The 21,376-nt window shown below is 62.8% G+C and carries 19 protein-coding genes; 10 read left to right on the top strand and 9 right to left on the bottom strand.

Features of this window, described 5'->3' with window-relative positions:
• Positions 1-15: 15 nt before the first annotated feature.
• Positions 16-978 (top strand): alpha/beta hydrolase, encoded by a 963-nt coding sequence (locus tag G6P99_RS46080; protein ID WP_029079611.1) that lies wholly within the window; start codon positions 16-18, stop codon positions 976-978.
• Positions 979-1,162: 184 nt separating this feature from the next.
• On the opposite strand, the gene G6P99_RS46075 is transcribed toward G6P99_RS46080, so the two are convergent.
• Both G6P99_RS46075 and G6P99_RS46070 read right to left on the bottom strand, forming a co-directional pair.
• The gene (locus tag G6P99_RS46075; RefSeq protein ID WP_165126837.1) at positions 1,163-2,380 is read right to left on the bottom strand and encodes an ABC transporter substrate-binding protein; all 1,218 of its coding nucleotides are present in this window, start codon (positions 2,378-2,380) and stop codon (positions 1,163-1,165) included.
• Positions 2,381-2,648: 268 nt separating this feature from the next.
• Positions 2,649-2,873, bottom strand: coding sequence for a hypothetical protein (locus G6P99_RS46070; protein WP_165126834.1), 225 nt, complete (start codon positions 2,871-2,873; stop codon positions 2,649-2,651).
• A 1,394-nt stretch (positions 2,874-4,267) separates the two neighbouring features.
• On the opposite strand from G6P99_RS46070, the gene G6P99_RS46065 reads away from it, so the two are divergent.
• The 3 genes from G6P99_RS46065 to G6P99_RS46055 are packed head-to-tail and all read left to right on the top strand — an operon-like array spanning position 4,268 to position 6,717.
• A complete protein-coding gene (locus tag G6P99_RS46065) occupies positions 4,268-5,365 on the top strand; it encodes a GMP reductase (RefSeq protein WP_245284584.1) in 1,098 nt (365 codons plus the stop codon).
• A 10-nt stretch (positions 5,366-5,375) separates the two neighbouring features.
• Positions 5,376-5,933, top strand: coding sequence for a non-canonical purine NTP pyrophosphatase (locus G6P99_RS46060; protein WP_165126831.1), 558 nt, complete (start codon positions 5,376-5,378; stop codon positions 5,931-5,933).
• Positions 5,926-6,717 carry an SIR2 family NAD-dependent protein deacylase gene (locus G6P99_RS46055; RefSeq protein ID WP_165126828.1) on the top strand — a complete coding sequence of 264 codons (792 nt, stop codon included), beginning with the start codon at positions 5,926-5,928 and terminating at the stop codon, positions 6,715-6,717. Before G6P99_RS46060 ends, G6P99_RS46055 begins: the two co-directional genes overlap by 8 nt.
• Before the next feature lie 88 nt (positions 6,718-6,805).
• Here G6P99_RS46055 and rpmB read toward each other — a convergent pair whose 3' ends face one another.
• Positions 6,806-7,114: a 50S ribosomal protein L28 gene (gene rpmB, locus G6P99_RS46050; protein ID WP_029079616.1), complete on the bottom strand. Its 309-nt coding sequence runs from the start codon at positions 7,112-7,114 to the stop codon at positions 6,806-6,808.
• Between the two features lie 367 nt (positions 7,115-7,481).
• Here rpmB and G6P99_RS46045 point away from each other — a divergent pair, with 367 nt between their 5' ends.
• The 6 genes from G6P99_RS46045 to G6P99_RS46020 all read left to right on the top strand — a co-directional run bounded on the left by G6P99_RS46045 (position 7,482) and on the right by G6P99_RS46020 (position 15,347).
• Complete coding sequence (locus G6P99_RS46045; protein ID WP_084518366.1) at positions 7,482-8,312, top strand: DUF3108 domain-containing protein; 831 nt, start codon at positions 7,482-7,484, stop codon at positions 8,310-8,312.
• 638 nt (positions 8,313-8,950) lie between these two features.
• Complete coding sequence (locus G6P99_RS46040) at positions 8,951-12,541, top strand: helicase-related protein (RefSeq protein WP_165126826.1); 3,591 nt, start codon at positions 8,951-8,953, stop codon at positions 12,539-12,541.
• A 19-nt stretch (positions 12,542-12,560) separates the two neighbouring features.
• Positions 12,561-12,830 carry an RNA-binding S4 domain-containing protein gene (locus tag G6P99_RS46035; RefSeq protein WP_029079619.1) on the top strand — a complete coding sequence of 90 codons (270 nt, stop codon included), beginning with the start codon at positions 12,561-12,563 and terminating at the stop codon, positions 12,828-12,830.
• Positions 12,831-12,914: 84 nt separating this feature from the next.
• The gene (fdxA, locus tag G6P99_RS46030; protein ID WP_029079620.1) at positions 12,915-13,253 is read left to right on the top strand and encodes a ferredoxin FdxA; all 339 of its coding nucleotides are present in this window, start codon (positions 12,915-12,917) and stop codon (positions 13,251-13,253) included.
• A 423-nt stretch (positions 13,254-13,676) separates the two neighbouring features.
• On the top strand, positions 13,677-14,468 hold the full coding sequence (locus G6P99_RS46025) for a CarD family transcriptional regulator (RefSeq protein ID WP_084518370.1): 792 nt from the start codon (positions 13,677-13,679) through the stop codon (positions 14,466-14,468).
• Between the two features lie 480 nt (positions 14,469-14,948).
• Positions 14,949-15,347 carry a nuclear transport factor 2 family protein gene (locus G6P99_RS46020; protein WP_029079623.1) on the top strand — a complete coding sequence of 133 codons (399 nt, stop codon included), beginning with the start codon at positions 14,949-14,951 and terminating at the stop codon, positions 15,345-15,347.
• Between the two features lie 71 nt (positions 15,348-15,418).
• Here G6P99_RS46020 and G6P99_RS46015 read toward each other — a convergent pair whose 3' ends face one another.
• The 6 genes from G6P99_RS46015 to cyoB all read right to left on the bottom strand — a co-directional run bounded on the left by G6P99_RS46015 (position 15,419) and on the right by cyoB (position 21,375).
• Positions 15,419-15,955, bottom strand: a complete 537-nt coding sequence (locus G6P99_RS46015) for a response regulator transcription factor (protein WP_029079624.1) — start codon at positions 15,953-15,955, stop codon at positions 15,419-15,421.
• Positions 15,945-17,273: an ATP-binding protein gene (locus G6P99_RS46010; RefSeq protein ID WP_371261151.1), complete on the bottom strand. Its 1,329-nt coding sequence runs from the start codon at positions 17,271-17,273 to the stop codon at positions 15,945-15,947. The genes G6P99_RS46015 and G6P99_RS46010 overlap by 11 nt, the downstream gene beginning before the upstream one ends.
• 28 nt (positions 17,274-17,301) lie before the next feature.
• Entirely contained in the window at positions 17,302-18,087 is a 786-nt protein-coding gene (locus G6P99_RS46005; RefSeq protein WP_035976491.1) for an SURF1 family protein, read from the bottom strand.
• 269 nt (positions 18,088-18,356) lie between these two features.
• Positions 18,357-18,749, bottom strand: coding sequence for a cytochrome o ubiquinol oxidase subunit IV (gene cyoD / locus G6P99_RS46000; RefSeq protein WP_029079627.1), 393 nt, complete (start codon positions 18,747-18,749; stop codon positions 18,357-18,359).
• Positions 18,746-19,375: a cytochrome o ubiquinol oxidase subunit III gene (gene cyoC / locus G6P99_RS45995; protein ID WP_029079628.1), complete on the bottom strand. Its 630-nt coding sequence runs from the start codon at positions 19,373-19,375 to the stop codon at positions 18,746-18,748. Before cyoC ends, cyoD begins: the two co-directional genes overlap by 4 nt.
• Positions 19,372-21,375, bottom strand: a complete 2,004-nt coding sequence (gene cyoB / locus G6P99_RS45990; protein ID WP_029079629.1) for a cytochrome o ubiquinol oxidase subunit I — start codon at positions 21,373-21,375, stop codon at positions 19,372-19,374. The genes cyoC and cyoB overlap by 4 nt, the downstream gene beginning before the upstream one ends.
• Between the last annotated feature and the right edge of the window lies 1 nt (position 21,376).

The following is a 21,376-nucleotide window of genomic DNA, read 5'->3' as shown; positions in this document are numbered from 1 at the left end:
CGGGAAAGCACGATCATGCCGCTTCCGCTCGATCCCGTCATTGAGAAGATCATCCCGCTGCTGCCGCTGCGCGATCCCACCACCATGACGCCGCAGAGCGCCCGCGATTCGCTGCGGGCGCTGGCCGAGGCGCGCAAGGCGGTGCCGCCACCGCCGGTCGATGTGGCGCGGGATATCGCGGTGCAGGGCGCCGCGGGGAAGCTCGCCGCGCGGCTCTATCGCAGCGGCAACGGGCGGGCGCCGACCGTGATCTTCTTCCACGGCGGCGGCTGGGTCGCCGGCGATCTCGAGACCCATGACCGCCAGGCGCGCAACCTCGTGATCGAAACCGGCGCGGTGGTGATCTCGGTCGATTACCGCCGCCCGCCGGAGACGCGCTTTCCCGGCGCGTTCGAGGATGCGTTCGCCGCGATCCGCAACGTGGTCGCGCGCATCGGCGAGTTCGGCGGCGATCTCTCTCGCGTCGGCGTCGCCGGCGATTCCGCGGGCGGCAATCTCGCCGCCACCACGGCGCTCGCCTGCCGCGACGCCGGCATCAGGCTCGCCGGGCAGCTGCTCGTCTATCCCGTCACTGATGTGGCCGGCGGCTTTGCCGACGCGGGCGAGAACGCCAAATTTCCGTCGCGCGCGGAGAATGCCGAGGGCTATTTCCTGACGCGTGCGACGATGCAGTGGTTCTGCGGGCATTATCTCGCGGACCCGGCTGAGGGCTCCGACTGGCGCGTCTCGCCGCTGCGCGCGAAGTCTCTCGCCGGTGTCGGGCCGGCTGTCGTCACCACCGCCTGGTTCGACCCGCTGCGCGACGAGGGCCAGGCCTATGCGAAGGCATTGCAGGCGGCCGGTGTGCCGGTGACGTATCATGCCGGCGAGGGATTGATTCACGGCTATTTCGGGCTCGGCGATGCGTCGGAAGCTGCGCGGGCCGAGGCGCAGCGCGCGCGGGCGGATTTTCGGGTGTTGCTGGAGCGGGGAGTCTAACCTCCCGTCGTCCGGGCAGTCTAACCTCCTCGTCGTCCCGGCGAAGGCCAGGATCCATGACCACCGCAGCCTGTTGTGGGAGCAGGCTGTGGCTCCAGCGTCGCGCCACACATCAACGCGGGGTAATGGGTCCCGGCTTTCGCCGGGACGACGATGTGGGTGGGATCGCGTTCAACAACGCCCCTCAATCATTCCCGATCGTGTCGCCGAACAGCTGCCACGTTTCCCCGTTGAACTTCTGCAGCCGCATTGCCTCGACCGGGAAATAGTCGGTCGGCGAGGTCTTCACCTTGATGCCGGGCAGGAACATCGGCAGCGCGATGTCGAGGTTGGCGGCCTGCTTCATGATGTTCTCATGGGTGAGGTCGTCACCGCATTGCTTCAGCACCTGCACCGTCGCCTCCGCCACCACATAGCCGTAGACGATCAGCTGATCCTGCAGATTGCCGTCGGGGAAGTAATTCTTCATGAAGCTCTGCCAGGCGATCACATCCTTATCGTCTTTCCACTGCGGATCGTTCGGATCCTTCAGCGAGTAGGACGAGATGATGTCCTTCGAGTATTCGAAGCCGGCCGGCTTCAGCACCGAGGACACCGAGGTCGAGGTCGCCGCGAGGAAGAACAGGTCCGGCTTCCAGCCGATCTCGCCAATCTTCTTGATCGCCTGCGCCGCCTGCTTGGGGATCGCGTGCATGAACAGCACGTTGGCGCCCGACGATTTCAGCTTCACGATCTGGCTGTCGACCGTCGGATCGGTCGACTCGTAAGTCGTCTCCGCCACCACCATCTTCGCGGTGTTCTCGGGCCCCAGTCCCTTCTTGAAGCCGTTGCCGTAATCCTTGCCGGCGTCGTCGTTCTGGTAGAACAGCGCGATCTTGGCGTCCGGCTTGTTGGTCAGCACATATTTGGCGTAGACCGCGGTCTCGGCCTGGTACGACGGCTGGAAGCCGATCGACCACGGATAATGCGCATAGTCGCCCCATAGCGTGGCGCCGGCGCCGACGAACAGCTGCGGCACTTTCTTGTCGTTGAGATATTTGCGCACGGCGAGGCCGGTCGGCGTGCCCAGCGGATTGAGGATCGCGGCGACCTCCTCCTGCTCCACCAGCTTGCGGGTCTGCTCCACCGTCTTCGGCGGCGAGTAGCCGTCGTCGAGCGTGATCAGGGTGACCTTGCGCCCGTTCACGCCGCCCTGGTCGTTGATCATCTTGAAGTACGCTGCTTGCGTCTTCGCGATCACGCTGTAGGCCGACGCTGCGCCTGAAAATGGCGAGGTCTGCCCGAGCTTGATCTCGGTGTCGCTGGCACCCGCGCCATATTTCTTCTCGGCGGCTTGCACCTGTGTCGCGAGCGCAAGCGCAGCCAGAGCCGTGATGGCCTTGCAAATGGCCTTCGATGTCATCGTGAGCCTCCCAGTGGCGTTCTTATTGTTCGCGGGGGAGAGCTTACGTGAGGCCGTGGGTGTCGGGCTTGTGGCGAGACGCCGGGGCAGGGATGCGAAAATGCGGCGGGGGACTACTATTTTTGCCGTCGTCCCGGCGAAAGCCGGGACCCATTACCCCGGCTGCTTATTGGGTACGACGCTGGGGCAACATTTCGCGGAACGGCAAACATTAGTGGTAATGGGTCCCGGCTTTCGCCGGGACGACGATGATGAAATAGCGACGCCCTCAGCGATACCGCACGCTGCCGGTCGTGATCGGATCGGACGGCAGCACGGTGGCGCCGGCGCGGCTGGCGGCGGCGGAGGTGATCATGCCGGGCTCGCCCTCCAGCACATTGCGGGGCGGGTTGAATTCGAGGACGACGAGGGCGGCCGTGGCCAGCACCGCCACGGCGGCGGTTGCGAGTGCAGGCACCAGTCTTCCGCGCGGATCGGCTGCGCGAACTTGCATTGATCAATTCCTTGTACTGAGTCGTTCTTTGGACGTGATGTAGTTACGGCCTGGCTTCTTCCCAAGAGTGCGGCGCACATGCCTCACGATCAGTTGTGCCGGCCGTGATGTCCTTCACGGTTTTCGAACCCGCGCGGCGTGGCCGCGTCGAATCGCAATCGTGTCGGACGGCTTGTTTGCACACTAACATCTGGAAGAGATCGTGGCGTTTTGCATGCGCCTCATGCGCTCGTGATGATGCGAATGAGTTTGTGATTAACGTTCCGCCTTCGCCGAAGGCTTCGGCGCGACAAGCCGCTTTTTGCCGTGATTTATAGGCTTTCTTTGTCGGTTAACGCCGGCGCGTTAAGGCTTTCTTCACGCGCTCTCGACGCATCAATATGGATTCGCGTGATGACACCGCTGTCATTGGCAACAGCTGTCAGCGGACTCTTTGCGCCGCAAGTTGGCGGACTTGTCACGCCGTCTTGTCCGCCGAAGCCTTTGGCGAAGGCGGAAACTTTGGTGAGACAGCGCAATCCATCTCTTCCAGTCCAAGGTGATGAATGATTTTACTCCATGCGTCATCACACAAAGAAAAAACCACTCACGCGTTGCCACGCATGCGCGTTGTTCGGATCGATTCACCTGTCAGACAGCAGGAGAGGGTGAGCGCACGCAGCCTCGCGGCCGGATCGGCCCGAGCTTTGCGGCAGTGTGACCCTCGCTGATGGAGCAGAGGGCGCAGGGAACGCCGGGTGCCAGCACGCACCCATGGGTCCCGAGCAACAAAAAGCTCGGGAGGTAGGACCACAGGTACGGCCGGGCGATCCCGGCGTTCCCCGCGCGGATGGGTTACGGCTTATACGTGCTCTCCCCGGCGAGACTTGGCTTGCTTGTCACCGCCTCCGCAGAAACGCTTGCGCGCTTCGCGAGGGGACACCGGCCGCTAGGGCGTCAGGACCACACGCTTTCACCGTCCGCGATGAGGTGCGCTCGTCAAGCGCACCCACAGCGTCCACCGCATCCCGCACCCAACGTCCGTGACGATCGCGATACGCCCCTCTCAGAGGAGGCGGGACGCGCTGCTTGTAATGCTGAGTTGGGGTGCCGGGGAAGAGGAATATTTTCTTTGCGGGGACTGGACAGGGTGTATCGTATTGAAAACGTTATTGAAATTTGATTTTTAGCGCACTCCTTGCCCCTTAATTGCCGCGCACAGTTCACACAAAACTATCGCTGTTGATACGGAAGGCCCGCGTTCGGAGCACTGCGGGAATGTACTGTTCAAGCGCCGAAAGCCGTTATCCCGTCTCGGCCGAGCCACGGTTAACGAAGTCGCTCGCGTTGTCGGGTCATCGGGAAATTTCTTGAAGCCGAAGGGCCGGTAGAGGAACAACGTCTAGTTGTTCTGGGTGATCCCTACTTATAAGCTCGTACTCTTAACTGCCGGTTGGCGAGGCTTGGCTAAAATGCACATTGAAACAGATTTGAAGCTGGATTTTCGTGACGTACTCATCCGACCGAAACGTTCGACATTGACGTCTAGGTCGGAAGCCAACATCGCGAGGACATTTCATTTTCGTCATTCGACACGAGAGTGGGCGGGTTTTCCGATAATCGCTTCCAACATGGACACGGTTGGTACTTTCGAGATGGCGCGTGCATTCGCGCCCTTCAAAGCGCTTGTCGCATTGCACAAGTACTACGACGTGGCAGACCTAGTAGATTTCTTCCGCACCGAAGCTTCCGGTTCGACCTTCTACACGATCGGCACTTCCACGGAAGATCGGGAAAAGCTGGCCAAAGTGAAGGAGCAAATTGTTGTTCCGATGATCAGTATCGACGTAGCGAACGGATACACGGAGCAGTTCTTAGGCGCCGTGACCAAGCTACGCGAGGACAATCCCTCTGCGATAATCATGGCCGGGACAGTGGTGACGGCTGAGATCACGGAAGCGCTGATACTAGCTGGTGCAGATATTGTCAGAGTTGGAATTGGCTCGGGGTCGGTGTGTACAACCCGAGACTTGACCGGAATCGGATTTCCTCAGCTTTCGGCTGTCATAGAGTGTGCGGACGCTGCGCACGGACTAAAGGGGCATGTTTGTTCGGACGGCGGTTGCGTAGTGCCAGGAGACATCGTGAAGGCGATTGGCGGCGGTGCGGACTTTGTCATGTTGGGTGGGATGCTTGCTGGTCACGCGAAGTGCGCAGGCGAGGTCCAATACGAGGACGTTGAAGGCAAACGTGTTCCCAAGAGTATGACATTCTACGGCATGTCGTCTGAGACCGCGATGACCAAATATCACGGGGGCGTTGCCGAGTACCGTGCAGCGGAAGGCAAGACTGTAAGCATTCCGTACAAGGGTGAGGTCAAAGTGACCCTCTCTCAAATTAGTGGAGGGGTGAGGTCGGCCATGACGTATATCGGTGCGGAGAATCTAAAGGAGATCACGAAGAGAACAACATTCATCCTGGTCAACGCGCAACGCAACACTGCGTTCGGATGAAGGGTTCAACATGGATCTGAGGTTTCTGACCAAGAATGACTACAAGTTTGGTGAGTTTCGGAAACTCTTCAAAGGAACACGGTATGATCTCGTGAAGGCATCCGTCTCGATCGACGAAATTCAAACGGATGACATGGAGGTGTTGGTTCGAGACAAAGTTGTTAAAGCGTTTGCCAAAATCAAACGTCCAATCTTTGTAGATCACACCGGTTTGCAGTTTCCCTTTCTCGGCGGATTCCCCGGAGGACTTACCGAGATATTTTGGAATAAACTCAAGAATAAGAGGCTTGCAGAAATTGTTGGCCAATCCGCAGACCCGGCGGTTACAGCGATTACCTATCTGGCTTATTGCGACGGAAAGAAAATCGAAGTGTTCACCGGTCGCATCGAGGGCGTCGTCGCCCGAAAGCCGCGAGGACCAGAGGGCTTCCAGTGGGATCCAATATTTGTCCCTAATGGATTCAAGAAAACATTTGCGGAAATGGGTGACCAAAAAAACTCGATCTCGATGCGCAAGTTGGCCGTAGATAAACTTATCTCATTTCTAAATGAGAATGCGAATGCGTGAGCAGATCGATACGAGAAACACGATCTTGTTTGTGGGTGCCGGAGTCTCTCAGAATCTCGGTCTTCCGTCTTGGTCAGGTTTGATGGACAAAGTGGCTGAGTTGCTTGGATACGATCCACTCATACTTAAACAGTTTGGAGGGTATCTGTCCTTGGCGGAATACTTCGAAATTGAACGCGGAAGCATCGGCCCACTAAGAAGTTGGATGGATGTGAACTGGCATGACAAGGGGATCGAAGTCAGGAATTCAGAAGTTCACGAAGCGATTGTTAAAGCCAGCTTCCGAAAAATATACACTACCAACTTCGATCGATGGCTCGAGAAAGCATGTGAGCACTGGCAGGTGCCGTACCGAAAGATACTAACGGTGCAGGATCTTATGGCTAAGCAGAACAGCCATGAGTTGGAGATCGTCAAATTCCATGGTGACTTTGACGACGATGCAACGCTAATTCTCACTGAGAGTAGCTATTTTGAACGGCTCGACTTCGAGTCGCCGCTCGACCAGATGCTTAGAGCGGACGTGCTGCGGCATCCCGTCCTTTTCATCGGGTACAGCCTCTCCGACATCAATGTTAGATATCTCTTCCATAGGCTCACGAAAATCTGGCGAGCAGCTGGCTCAAAATTAGACCGGCCTCCAAGCTATATCTTTATGGCGAATCCCAATCCGGTTGAGCAGGCGATCTTTCAGCGTTGGGGAATTTCGCCGATCGTGGAGCCTACGGGCCGGGTGAAGGAGGGATTGAGAGATTTCTTGAAAGACATGACACCGGCGCATTGATGCATCGGGATATGAACAAACAAAAACGGCCGGGTCATCCGACCCGGCCGTTCAAAACTCTCTCCGCGCTTTCGCGCTTGTGGCTAGCTCAGCTCGCCTTCTTCACGAACACCGCCTTGCCGACCTTCTTCTCGATCGCGCGCTTGAGATCCAGCGCGCGGGGCGACAGCACCTCGGCCTTGGCCTTGATCAGGTAGGCATCGAGGCCGCCATTGTGGTCGACGCTCTTGAGCGCATTGGTCGAGACGCGCAGGCGCACGTTGCGGCCGAGCGCGTCCGAGATGAAGGTCACGTTGGCCAGGTTCGGCAGGAAGCGCCGCTTGGTCTTGATGTTGGAGTGGCTCACCTTGTGGCCCGTCTGGGGGCCCTTGGCCGTCAGTTCGCAGCGCCGGGACATCTTACAAAATCCTTATTGCATCCCCGCCTCTGGCGGCGCGTGCGATCACGCGGCCCGCGCGGGGGTTTTGAATTCGCGTCCATTTTCCAGGAACCGCGGGTGTATAGGGGCAGATCGCCCAAGCGTCAAGATTATATCGCCGCACGGGCGGTCCGGGAAATGGCGGTTCATAAGCCGTTCCAGCCACTTAACGTCGGATATAGCAACCATATAAAGGGCGTATTCGGCTGCAAGTCTTGGTTCCATAAGAGATGCGCGTGTTGTCCGGCCGATGTGACATGCTGATGTGACTTGGCGGAATTGGACAACGAACCGAGCGCCGATAGCAGGACCGTCAGGTACGTAAGTGACCACCACGATTGCCCTTTTGCCCCCGCTCGGCCGGCTCATCGGCCTGTGCGCTGGTGCCCTCCTGCTGTTTTGCGCCGAGCGCGCCAGCGCGCAGGGGCGGCTTGACGCCAAGTATGAGGCGACCTTGGCCGGTATCCCGGTCGGCAAGGGCGCCTGGACCATCGAAATCGGCGACGACTCTTTCTCGGCCTCGGCCCAGGGCGGCACCGCGGGGCTTCTGAAGGCGTTTTCCGGCGGCAGCGGCTCGGGTGCCTCGCAGGGCCGCGTCGTCAACGGCTCGCTGGTCGCGAACTCCTACACCGCGACCACCACCACCGCGAAGAAATCCGAGACGATCCGGATGGTGCTGGCCAACGGCGCCATCAAGGAATCCACCATCGAACCGGAGCCGCCGGTCGATGCCGACCGCCTGCCGGTGTCGGACGCGCAGAAGAAGGGCGTGTTCGATCCGATGACCGGCTCGTTCCTGCGCGCCCCCGGCAATGCCGAACTGATGAGCCCGGATGTCTGCCGCACCGGCGCCGGCGTGTTCGACGGCCGCATGCGCTACGACCTCAAGCTCGATTTCAAGCGGGTCGAGATCGTCAAGGCCGAGCGCGGCTATCACGGCCCGGCGCTGGTCTGCGCGCTCTATTTCGTGCCGGTCTCGGGCTACATCCCGGATCGCCCCGTCATCAAATACCTCGCCGCCCAGCGCAACATCGAGATCGCCTTCGTGCCGATCGCGGGCACCCGCCTGCTGGTGCCGTTCCGCATGACGATCCCGACCCCGCTCGGCCAGGCCATGCTGGAAGCCACCACGTTCGTCACCACCGCCGCGCCGCCGCGCGTGGCGAAGACGCAGTAGGGGCAATCTCGTCATTGCCGGGCTTGACCCGGCAATCCATCGTTTTCGAGAGAGGTCTTTCTTGGTTGATGGATGCCCGGGTCAAGCCCGGGCATGACGAGTTAGGGACCCCGCGGAATGCAACAGACGTCACCGGAATCCAGTTGACTCTTGCCTGCTTCTGATTCGACTCGGCCCCCTCTGGAATTTAAGGAATTCAGTCCGCATATCCTGTGCTTGTGGAGCCCTCTCAAACTTGATCTAGTGCCGCCGCCGTCAGGTCCACCCGAGATGTTGCGGTGAACGTTTCAGGCCTGGAATGGAGTCACCGATTCGGGCGCGATTCGTTCCGGAGTCGTTCCGAAGCTTAAGCCGGGCGCAGAAAGCGTCGCATTGTGAGACAGATTTTGCGAAAGGACGCGTGAAGGAGTGAAGACGAAAGCGTCAATCCCTCACCGTCACCCTGAGGAGGCCGCGGAGCGGCCGTCTCGAAGGGCGACGGCCCCGCTGTCTCATCAAGACCGCCGCAAACGGATAGATCTCGGCCGTGCATCCTTCGAGACGCGCTGACGCGCTCCTCACAGCGACAAAGGCGGGGCCTTTGCGCGGGGATGACGGGTTAGGGATCTTGCCAACAATTCAAGAAACACCTGCAAAATATGGCTTTCTCATCCTCGTTCGGAAATGACCGCGTGCCCGGCGCAGGCGTCACTGCGGTGCTTGGCCCGACCAACACCGGCAAGACGCATCTCGCGATCGAGCGCATGCTTGCGCATTCGTCGGGGCTGATCGGGTTGCCGCTGCGGCTGCTCGCGCGCGAGGTTTACAACAAGATCGCGGATCGCGCCGGCGTCGACAATGTCGCGCTGATCACCGGCGAAGAGAAGATCAAGCCGAAGGCGCCGCGGTTCTGGGTCTCGACCGTGGAAGCGATGCCGCGCGATCTCGATGTGTCGTTCCTCGCGGTCGACGAGATCCAGATCGCCGCCGATCTCGAGCGCGGGCATGTGTTCACCGATCGCATGCTCAACCGCCGCGGCCGCGACGAGACGCTGCTGCTGGGCGCTGCGACGATGCGGCCGATCATCGAGCGGCTGTTGCCGGGCGCCTCGATGGTCACGCGGCCGCGGCTCTCGCAGCTCGAATTCGCCGGCGACCGCAAGATCACGCGGCAGCCGCGACGCACCGCGATCGTCGCGTTCTCGGCGGATGAGGTCTATGCGATCGCCGAATTGATCCGCCGCCAGCATGGCGGCGCGGCTGTTGTGCTGGGCTCGCTGTCACCGCGCACGCGCAATGCGCAGGTCGAGATGTTCCAGAACGGCGACGTCGATTATCTCGTCGCCACCGACGCGGTCGGCATGGGGCTCAATCTCGACGTCGATCACGTCGCCTTCGCCTCCGACCGCAAATATGACGGCTATCAGTTCCGCCGGCTGACGCCGGCCGAATTCGCCCAGATCGCGGGCCGCGCCGGCCGCGCCACGCGCAACGGCACGTTTGGTACGACGGGACGCTGCGCGCCGTTCGAGCCGGAGCTCGTCAACGCGCTGCAGAACCACACCTTCGACAGCGTCAAGATGTTGCAATGGCGCAACGCGAAGCTCGATTTCGCCTCGCTCGGCGCGCTGCAGGTGTCGCTGGCGCAGGCGCCCAATCATGAGGCACTGACACGGGCCCCGATCGCCGAGGACCAGCGCGTGCTCGACCATGTCGCGCGCGACGCCGAGGTGCGCGAATTCGCGCATGGGGCTAAAGCGGTGGAGCGGCTATGGGAGGCCTGCCAGGTTCCGGACTATCGAAAGCTGTCGCCGGCCGCCCATGCCGAACTCGTGACCACGCTGTATGGCTTCCTGATGCAAAAGGGTCGTATCCCTGACGCATGGTTTGCCGCCCAGGTCGACCAGGCCAACCGGACCGACGGCGATATCGACACGCTATCGGGCCGGATCGCGCAGATCCGGACCTGGACCTTTGTGGCCAACCGGCCGGACTGGCTGTATGACCCGGAGCACTGGCAGGGGATCACGCGCGATCTCGAAAATAAATTATCCGATGCGCTGCATGAACGGCTCACGGAGCGTTTCGTTGACAGGCGGACCAGTGTATTGATGCGCCGCCTGCGGGAGAACTCAGTTTTGAATACGGAAATTGGCAAGACCGGCGAAGTGATCGTGGAAGGTCATGTGATCGGCCGGCTCGATGGTTTCACCTTTGCACCTGATGCGGCCGAGGCCGGCAGCGAAGCCAAGGCGCTGCAAGCCGCCGCCCAGCAGGTGCTGGCGCGCGAGATCGATGCGCGCGCCGAGAAACTGGGTGCCGCCCCCGACGAGCAGTTCGTGCTGACCTCCGACGGCACCATCCGCTGGACCGGCGATGCGGTCGCCAAGCTCGTCGCCGCCGAGGACGCGCTGCATCCGCGGCTGCGCATCATTTCCGACGAGCGGCTGACCGGCGCCTCGCGCGAAGCCGTGCAGACCAGGCTCGATCTCTGGCTCAAAACGCATATCGAAAAACTGCTCGGGCCGTTGTTCGAACTGTCCAAGGCCGAGGATATCCAGGGCATCGCCCGCGGCATCGCGTTCCAGCTGGTCGAGGCGCTCGGCGTGCTCGAGCGCAGCAAGATCGCGGCCGAGATGAAGGATCTCGACCAGCCCTCGCGCGCCGCGCTGCGCAAATACGGCGTGCGGTTCGGCGCCTATCACATCTATTTCCCGCAGCTGCTGAAGCCCGCGGCGCGCTCGCTGGCTTCGCTGTTGTGGGCCGAGAAGCAGAACAATGTCGACATGGCGGCGCTGTCGAATGTGCAGCATCTCGCATCCAGCGGCCGCACCTCGTTCCCGGTCGACAAGACGTTGCCGCGCGATGGCTATCGCGTGCTCGGCTATCGCCAGTGCGGCGAGCGCGCGGTGCGCGTCGACATCCTGGAGCGGCTTGCCGATCTGATCCGTCCGGCGCTGGCCTGGCGCGAGACCTCGCCGGGCGAAAAGCCCACAGGCGCCTTCGACGGCCGCGGCTTTGTCGTGACGCAGGCGATGACCTCGCTGACCGGCTCCGCCGGTGAGGATTTTGCCTCGATCCTGCGTGCGCTCGGCTATCGCATGGACCGCCGTCCGCCGCTGCCGCCGAAGGCGGTTGAGGCCGCACCGGTCGAGACCACCGAGACGGTTGCCGGCAAGGCACCGCCGGTCGAGGCTGGTGCTGACGCTGGCGCGGATGCGCCGGTCGATGCCGCTGCCGATGCGCCGGCCGACGCCGCCGCAGAGGTCACGACCGATGCGGTGGAGGCTGCCGCAGCGCCCGAGGTCGAAGCGCCCGAGGCCGAAGCTGCTGTCGATCAGCCGGTATCCGGCGATCCCGCGCCGTCGGCCGCGCTGCTGCCCGATGTCGGCTTTGCCGAGGTGGTTGCCAGTGAGGCGACGCCGGTCGTCATCGAGACGCACCAGGATGCCGCAGCGGAGCGTGCCGCTCCCGTCGACGCGCCCGCCGCGGCCGAAGAACCCGCTGCTGAGGCGCCCGCCGCTGAAGCCGCAGCCGAGCCTGCGCCTGCCGCGGAAGCCGCTGCGGAGGCGCCTGAGGCTGCCACTGAGGCGCCCGCGGAGCCCGCGAGCGCTGACGCTGACACCGCCGAGGCCGCTCCCGCAGCCGCGGAAACGCCGGCCGAGCCGCAACTGGTCGAAGTCTGGCGTCCCGGCGGCCGCTCCGATGGAGAACGCCGTCCGCATCATCGCGGTCACGATCGCAATCGCGGCCGTCACCAGAACAAGCCCGCCGAAGGCGCGCAGGCCGCAGAAGGCGGTGGCGAGGGAGGCGAGAAGCGCGAGCAGCATCGCCGTCCGCGCCGTCACCACGACTTCCGCGCGCCGCGTCCGGGCGCAGCACCCGCTGACGGCGCTGCGGCAGCTTCCGTCGCGCCGGCCGATGGCGCGCCGGCCCGCGACAACCGCCAAGATAATCGCCAGGACAATCGTGACGACAAGGGCCAGCGCCGCGAGCGCTTCGAGGGCAAGGGCCGCGATCGTGACAATGAGCGGCGCGGCGAGAAATTCGGCGGCGGCCGCAAGGGCGGCGATCGTGATCGCGGCGGCCGCGACAAGGGCGGGCGTGACAAGCGCGAGGGCGGCCCGTCGCATCGGCCCTATGCCTCGAGCGCGAGCACGCCGCGTGAGCGCGACCGGCCGATCGATCCGAACTCGCCCTTCGCCAAGCTCGCTGCGCTGAAGGAGCAGCTCGCCGGCCGGAAGGAATAATCCAACCTTGGTCTGAAGCTTGGATCGACAGCGCCTCGACAAATGGCTGTGGCATGCGCGGGTGGTGAAGGCCCGCACCAGCGCGGCTGAACTTGTCGCATCAGGGCATGTCCGCATCAACGGCACGCGCGAGAAATCGCCGGGCCATGCCGTGAAGCTGGGTGACGTCGTCACCGTCGCGCTCGACAACAGCGTCCGTGTGCTGAAAGTGATCGGCTTTGCCGAACGGCGCGGCGACGCCGCGTCCGCGCGCCTGCTTTGCGAGGATTTGCAAGGAGGCAAGGAATAGCTATTTAGGGCCAGCAATTCCTTGCGGCTCCGGTATTCCTGCGCTACGCAACCCCGGAAAAAGTGGATCGTTTCGGAGTTTTGGATGACCTACGTCGTCACTGAAGCCTGCATCAAGTGCAAATATACCGACTGCGTCGAGGTCTGCCCCGTCGATTGCTTCTACGAGGGCGAGAACATGCTGGTGATCCATCCGGACGAATGCATCGATTGCGGCGTGTGCGAGCCGGAATGCCCGGCTGATGCGATCAAGCCGGACACCGAGCCGGGGCTGGAAAAGTGGCTCGAGGTCAACCGCGACTACGCCAAGAGCTGGCCGAACATCACCCAGAAGAAGGACTCGCCCGAGGACGCCAAGGAGTGGGAAGGCAAGGAAGGCAAGTTCGAGAAATATTTTTCTGCGAATCCGGGCAGCGGCGACTAAGTTCGCCTGTCACCCTCGGGACTACCCCGATAAGGGCGGGCTTGGGGTCGCCGCGGCCCTCCGTCCGGCCCGCCGATTTAACCCTAATGACGGACATCTGACCCGAGCGTCCCCTGTTATGCCCGGAATCGGGCGTAAACCATTGATTTTTGCGGAAAATGTGCTATATTGGGCACATTACAGGCCAAGAACCCCCTGCCATGCGTACCTTGTGGCTTCGAGGTTCCCGCAAACATCGAACAGGGGCGTGGCAGTTTCCGCGCGCAGGCTGTGTCACAGAAAACGCGTAAAAAGAGTGCTTCAAAGACGACGAAAAAAGCCGCTGTCGTTGCCCGCAGCGCAACCAAGGGCCGTGCCAAGGCGCCCGTGAAGGGGGTCAAGAAGGCGGCGGCTGCAAAGTCCTCAAAGAACAAAAGAAGCGTGATGCCAGAAAAGACTGCCAAGACTGCTGCGAAAGCGGCAGCTGCGAAGCCCGCTGCTGCGAAGGCCGCCCCCAAGACTGTTGCTGCTGCGCCGAAGCCGGCTGCCCCGAAGGCTGCCGTCCCCGCCGCTGCTCCGAAGGTTGCCGCCAAGCCGGCCGTCGCGCCGCCCCCCGCAGAGAAGAAGGTCGTGACCCAGCGTCAGGGCTTCAAGGCCAATGAATTCGTGGTCTATCCCGCTCACGGCGTCGGCCAGATCCTGGCGATCGAGGAGCAGGAGATCGCGGGCGCCAAGCTTGAGCTGTTCGTGATCAATTTCATGAAGGACAAGATGACGCTGCGCGTTCCGACGGCGAAGGTCGCCAATGTCGGCATGCGCAAGCTGTCGGAGCCGGCGCTGGTCAAGAAGGCACTGGAGACGCTGAAGGGCCGCGCCCGCGTTAAGCGCACCATGTGGTCGCGCCGCGCCCAGGAATACGAAGCGAAGATCAACTCGGGCGACATCGTCGCGATCGCCGAGGTGGTCCGCGATCTCTATCGTTCTGAATCGCAGCCCGAGCAGTCCTACAGCGAGCGCCAGCTCTATGAAGCGGCGCTCGACCGTCTATCGCGCGAAATCGCGGTCGTGCAGCACTCGACCGAGACCGAGGCGATCAAGGAGATCGAAGGCCAACTCGCCAAGAGCCCGCGCCGCGGCGCCAAGGCCGAAGCCGAGGGTGAAGGCGAGGGCGATGCCGACGGTGAGGATCTCGACAGCGATGGCGACGATACCAGCGTCGCCGACGAAGCCGCCTAAGCAGCGCTGCAAGGTTTCAGATCAAAAGCCCGGTCACAAGACCGGGCTTTTTGTTTGCGCGGCGCGCGTTGCAACGCCACCGAAGTAAACGGCAACGCTGCGTCCACGCGGCTCTCTATTCGTAGTCCGGATGAAGCGAAGCGAAATCCGGGGCCGCTCCGCAGATACTTCACCCGCTGCTTCTCGAGCTTGCGCGCGAGCGTACGGCGGTGCATGCCGAAGCGGCGATGTCGGTGTGCTGCAATCGGTCTCGATCAGGATCCGGTGGATGCGTTCCATTTCAGCCCCCGATCGAGGTGAGGCGCGCGAAACCTCCGGATGCCAAACGGCTCGAAAGCCACGTAAACGATCCTGACCAGAATCGTCTTGAGTTGTTTCACGGATGACGACGGCAATCGGTGCCCGGCATGCTATGCTGGCCGCCCTGCCGTTATTGGATCGACGTTAAGATGACCCAACAATTTGCAGAGGAGAAATCCGATGGCATCCAATGTTGAGGCAACCAGGAAGGGCTATGAGGCCTTTCAACGTGGTGACATTCCAGCGCTCATCAGGGATCTGATCGATGACGACTGCACGTGGATAACCCCAGGTCCCCAGGATAAATTGCCTTGGGCGGGGACCTTCAGGGGAAAGCAGCAGATTGCAAACTTCTTCGTCCAGGTCGGCGAGAATTTGGAATTCAGCGAGTTTGCTCCGCGTGAGATGATCGAGCAGGGCGACACCGTCGTGGTCTTGGGCACACTCACGGCGCGGGCAAAGAGAACAGGCAAGACCGTAACGAACGAATGGGCCCACGTTTTCAAGTACCGCGACGGAAAGGCGGTCCGTTTTCAGGAGTACATCGACACTGCGGCTGATGTTGCCGCGATGTCGTGACGGAGCGAGGGGCGGCCGGCTGAATCAGGCGCGCATTCGCGTGTCTCGTTGGCGTCACCCGCCTCTATCGGCTACTTCACCCGCTGCTTCTCGAGCTTGCGCGCCAGCGTCCGGCGGTGCATGCCGAGGCGGCGGGCGGCTTCGGAGATGTTGAAGTCGGTCTCGATCAGCGTCTGGTGGATGCGCTCCCATTCCAGCGTCTTGATCGAGGTCGGCCGCGCGCCGACTTCGATGGCGGCGTTGCCTTGCGCTTTAAGGAATGCGGCCTCGATGTCGTCGGTGTTCGACGGTTTTGCCAGATAGTGGCAGGCGCCGAGCTTGATCGCCTCCACTGCGGTCGCGATGCTGGCGAACCCGGTCAGCACGACGATCAGCATCTCCGGATCATGCGCGTGCAGCGCTTCGACGCAGGCGAGACCGGAGGCGCCACCGGCGAGCTTCAGGTCGACCACGGCATAGCCGGGCGATTGTACTTCCAGGAGATGCCGGACCTCGTCGAGCGAGGCCGATACCGCGACGCCGTAGCCGCGGCGCTCGAACGAGCGCTTCAGTGTGCGGGCAAAGCCTGCGTCGTCCTCGACGATCAGGAGCTGGCGTTCATCCGTCAAGATGGTCTCCGATCGCGAGCGTCGAGAGCGGCAGCTCGAGCCTGACCGCGGCGCCGATGTCCGGCCGGTTGCGCGCCGTCACCACGCCGCCCAGCTTGCGCACCACGTTGCCGACCAGGAACAGGCCAAGGCCGCTGCCGGGGCTGCCCTTGGTCGATTGATACGGCTTGCCGACATGCGCCAGCATCTCGCGCGAGAAGCCGGGGCCGCGATCGATCACTGACAGCACCAGCCTGTCGCGATCGCGCTCTGCCGTCAGCTCGATCCAGTCGCGCGAGACCTCGGCGGCATTGTCGAGCACGTTGAAGATCGCCTGCTTGAGTGCGATGTCGGAGACGATCGGCAGATCGGCCCCGAAGGCGTTGCGGAAATACAGCGTGGCCGACGGCCGCGACGTCCGCCATTCCTCGACCAGCGCCGACAGGAATGCGGCGACCGTGGTCGGCGAGGAGCCTTCGCCGCGGGCCTCGCCGGCCGACAGCAGAATGCCGGTGACGATCGTCTTGCAGCGCTGCACCGAGATCTCCATCTCGCCGAGGTCTTGCGACAGCTCGGGATCGGAGGCGAGCGCGGGCATCCGGCGCCAGTCACCCAGGATGACCGAGAGCGAAGCGAGCGGCGTGCCGAGCTCGTGCGCGGCGCCGGAGGCCAGCAGCCCCATCCGGACGATATGGTCCTGTTCGGCCGCGTGCTGGCGCAGCGCCGCGAGGCGGAGGTCGCGGTCCCGCAGGTTGCGGTTGATCCGCGTCATGAACACCACGAGCAGCACGGCGTCGAGCACGAGGCCGATGAAGGTGCCGACGATATGGAGGTTGAACGCATCGGCAAAGCCCTGCTGCGGCAGCTCCAGCGGCCGGTAGTAGCTGGTCAGCCAGGCGAAGTTCATGCACACCAGCGCCACCAGCGACCAGGTGGAGGGGGCGTCGAGCAGCACCGCGCCAAGCGTGACCTGCAGCAGATAGAGCGACGTGAAGGGATTGGTGGCGCCGCCGCTGAGATAGAGCAGGACGGTGAGCGCAGCAACGTCGAGCGTCAGCGCGATCAGGAGCTCGCGGTTGTTGATGTCGGCGCGGTAGCGCAGCCACAGCAGGCTGACGAGATTGAGCGCCACCAGCCCCGAGATCACGGCGGCCATCGGCATCAGCGGAAGCGCGACGCCCATCCAGAACTGCACGAAGCCGATGGTCGCGATCTGGCCGATCACCGCGATCCAGCGCAGCTGGACCAGCAGGGCCATGTTCTTGCGGTTGGTGGCGAGGTCGGCGGGGGCTGCGAGATCGAACGGCATGCCGGCGGCCGCGCTCACGGCGGACGGCATCACCGCCGTGCCGGTCGCGGCCTCTTCGTCATGCGGATCCGATGTGCGCTCGAGCATCTGGGCCTGTGTCGCGAGACAGATTGCGGGCTACGCCGATCAGGCGGCGCACGGCGGCGCGCCTTGAGTCCCACCTTGGATCGGCGCCGGCGCGACCCCTGCCGCTGATGATGCGCAGGAGCGCGCCCGCCAGCATAATGGCCAGCGCGAACCATGTCAGCGCGTAAATCAGGTGGTTGTTTGGAAACCGCACGATCGTAAGCCCGCCGACCGGAGTGCCGCCCGGATTGGGCGTCGCATCGGCATCGATGAAGAAGGGGGCGGTCTGCGACAATCCATGGTTGGCGGCGATCGCGGCGACGTCGCGCGAATACCAGCGGCCAGATGCGGGGTCGTTGTTGCGCAGGAAACCGCCCTTCGGCTCCGACATCCGCAACAAGCCGGTGACGCTGACGGTGCCCTGCGGCTCGCCGTCGCGCCGTGTCGTGGGATCGCGCCGCTCAGGCGGCACAAAGCCGCGATTGACCAGCACCGTGGTTCCGTCAGCCATGCGCAGCGGGGTCAGCACCCAGAAGCCTGGACCGTCTGATGTCACGGCCTGCACCAGCGTCTCGTCGGCATTGAGGAAAGTGCCGCGCACGGTGACGCGGCGGTATTCGTCGCTCGCGGCGGTGACCGCCGGCCATGACGACGGGGGCGGCGGCGCTGTCGACGCCGCATGCATGCGCTGCTCGACCCGCTCGATCAGCGCCAGCTTCCAGGTCCTGCGTTCGACCTGCCAGACCCCGAGCGCAATCAGCAGCACCACACCCAGCATGCCGAGCGTGAGCAGTGAATAGCGACGGAGAGTCGAACTGCGGCCGCGCCGGGACTGCACCCCCTCTCCCGCTTGCGGGGGAGGGCTGGGGTGGAGGTGTCGCCGCGAGTCGGTAGGATCATTTTGCGGAGAAAGCCCCCACCCGGATCGCATCTTACGATGCGACATAGCCGAAGCTTTGCTTCGGCGTTCTTCAGAGACGGCCGCCGACGGCGGCCTACGCTCCCCCGCAAGCGGGAGAGGTGAAGTCGGATGAGGAGCCTCCGCCGTCACGGCATCTGGCTCATGTCGTGCAGGGGCATCATGTTGACGTTCAGATGATGCATGACCCACAGCGAGCCGGTCAGCGCGATCACCACCATGATCACGGTGAAGATCAGCGCCATCATGGTCCAGCCGTTCTCGGACCGTGTGTTCATGTGCAGGAAGTACACCATGTGCACGACGATCTGCACCGCGGCCAGCACCAGCACGATCAGAGCCGTGATCGCCTTGTCCGCGATCGTGCCGGTCATCACCAGCCAGAACGGCACCGCCGTGAGGATCACCGAGAGGCCGAAGCCGATCAGATAGGTCTTGAGCGAGCCATGGGCGGCGCCATCGTGGGCGTGGTGACCGTGATCGCCGGCGCCGGAGTGCAGGGCGTGAGAGTCTGTTGTCATCGCAGCATTCCCAGGAGGTAGACGAAGGTGAAGACGCCGATCCAGACCACGTCGAGGAAGTGCCAGAACATCGAGAGGCACATCAGCCGGCGCCGGTTGGCTTCGGTCAGGCCGAAACGCGCGGTCTGCACCATCAGCGTCACCAGCCAGACCAGGCCGAAGGTGACGTGCAGGCCGTGGGTGCCGACCAGTGTGAAGAACGACGACAGGAACGCGCTACGCTGCGGCGTCGCGCCCTCATGGATCATGTGCGCGAACTCGGTGAGCTCGATGCCGAGGAAGGCGAGGCCGAACAGTCCGGTGATCGCAAGCCAGATCTGCGTCGCGCCGATCCGCGATTTCTCCATCGTCAGCATGGCAAAGCCATAGGTGATCGAGGAGAGCAGCAGCATCGTGGTGTTGAGCGCGACCAGCTTGAGGTCGAACAGGTCCTTCGGCGCCGGACCGGCGGCATAGTTGCCGCCGAGCACGCCATAGGTCGCAAACAGCATCGCGAAGATGAGGCAGTCGCTCATCAGGTAGATCCAGAAGCCCAGCATGGTGCTGGCCCCTTCCGGATGTGCGTGCTCGTCGATGACGTGAAAGATCGGTTCGGAGCTTTGGGTGGAGACGGTAGCAACGGTCATGGCTGGGCTCCCGCGGCGAGAACGCGCGTCCGCGCGTCTTCGGCCCGCACCACCTCATCCGCCGGGATGTGGAAGTCGCGGTGATAGTTGAAGGTGTGGCCGATCGCGACCGCGAGCAGCGCAATGAAGCTGATGGCGGCGAGCCACCAGATGTACCAGATCAGGCCGAACCCCATCACTGTCGCCAGTCCGGCGAGGATGATGCCGGTGCCGGTGTTGGACGGCATGTGGATCGGCTTGAAGCCGGTCAGCGGGCGCCTGTAGCCGCGGCGCTTCATGTCCCACCAGGCGTCGTTGTCGTAGATCACAGGCGTGAAGGCGAAATTGTAGTCCGGCGGCGGCGACGAGGTCGCCCATTCCAGCGTGCGCGCGTTCCAGGGATCGCCGGTGGTGTCCTTCAGCTGTTCGCGTCTGAGAATGCTGACCGCGAACTGCACCAGCATCGCGCCGATGCCGAGCAGGATCAGGAAGGCGCCGAAGGCCGCGATGACGAACCAGATCTGCAGGGACGGATCGTCGAACACGCGGAGCCGTCTCGTCACGCCCATCAGGCCGAGCACGTAGAGCGGCATGAAGGCGAAGTAGAAGCCCGAGACCCAGAACCAGAACGACAGCTTGCCCCAGAACGGATCGAGTCTGAAGCCGAACGCCTTCGGGAACCAGTAGTTGATGCCGGCGAACAGGCCGAACAGCACGCCGCCGATGATCACGTTGTGGAAATGCGCGATCAGGAACAGGCTGTTATGCAGCACGAAATCGGCCGGCGGCACCGCGAGCAGCACGCCGGTCATGCCGCCGATCACGAAGGTCAGCATGAACGCCACCGTCCACATCATCGGCAGCTCGAAGCGGATGCGGCCGCGATACATCGTGAACAGCCAGTTGAACATCTTCGCGCCCGTCGGGATCGAGATGATCATGGTGGTGATGCCGAAGAACGAGTTCACGCTGGCGCCGGAGCCCATCGTGAAGAAGTGGTGCAGCCAGACCAGGTAGGACAGGATGGTGATGACGACCGTGGCGTAGACCATCGAGGTGTAGCCGAACAGCCGCTTGCCGGAGAACGTCGCGGTCACCTCGGAGAAGATGCCGAACGCCGGCAGCACCAGGATGTAGACCTCGGGGTGGCCCCAGATCCAGATCAGGTTCACGTACATCATCGGGTTGCCGCCGAAGTCGTTCGTGAAGAAATTGGTGCCGACGTAGCGGTCGAGCGACAGCAGCGCCAGCACCGCGGTTAGCACCGGGAAGGAGGCGACGATCAGGACGTTGGTGCAGAGCGAGGTCCAGGTGAACACCGGCATCTTCATCATCGTCATGCCTGGTGCGCGCAGCTTGACGATGGTGCAGACCAAATTGATGCCCGATAGCGTCGTGCCGACGCCGGCGACCTGCAGTCCCCATATGTAATAATCGACGCCGACGTCGGGACTGTAGCCGATGTTCGACAGCGGCGGGTAGGCGAGCCAGCCGGTGCGGGCGAATTCGCCGACGAACAGCGACATCATCACCAGCACGGCGCCGCCGACCGTCATCCAGAAGCTGAAATTGTTGAGGAACGGGAAGGAGACGTCGCGGGCGCCGATCTGCAGCGGCACCACATAGTTCATCAGGCCGGTCACCAGCGGCATCGCCACGAAGAAGATCATGATCACGCCATGCGCGGTGAAGATCTGGTCGTAGTGATGGGCCGGGAGATAGCCGTCGGAGCCGTTGAAGGCGACCGCCTGCTGCAGCCGCATCATCAGCGCATCCGCAAAGCCGCGCAGCAGCATCACAATGCCGAGGATCATGTACATGATGCCGATGCGCTTGTGGTCGACGGTGGTGAACCACTCGCTCCACAGATAGCCCCAGAGCCGGAAGTAGGTGACGAGCGCGAACAGCGCGAGGCCGCCGGTCGCAACCACCGCGAAGGTGCCGACCAGGATCGGCTCATGGAACGGCAGCGCTTCCAGATTGAGGCGGCCGAAGATCATCTTGATGAGATCGGGATTCATG

The sequence above is a fragment of the Bradyrhizobium sp. 6(2017) genome (assembly GCF_011058295.2).
Taxonomy (GTDB): Bacteria; Pseudomonadota; Alphaproteobacteria; order Rhizobiales; family Xanthobacteraceae; genus Bradyrhizobium; species Bradyrhizobium septentrionale.
Note: the sequence above shows the minus strand (reverse complement) of the source record. Positions and strands in the feature narration are given on the sequence as shown.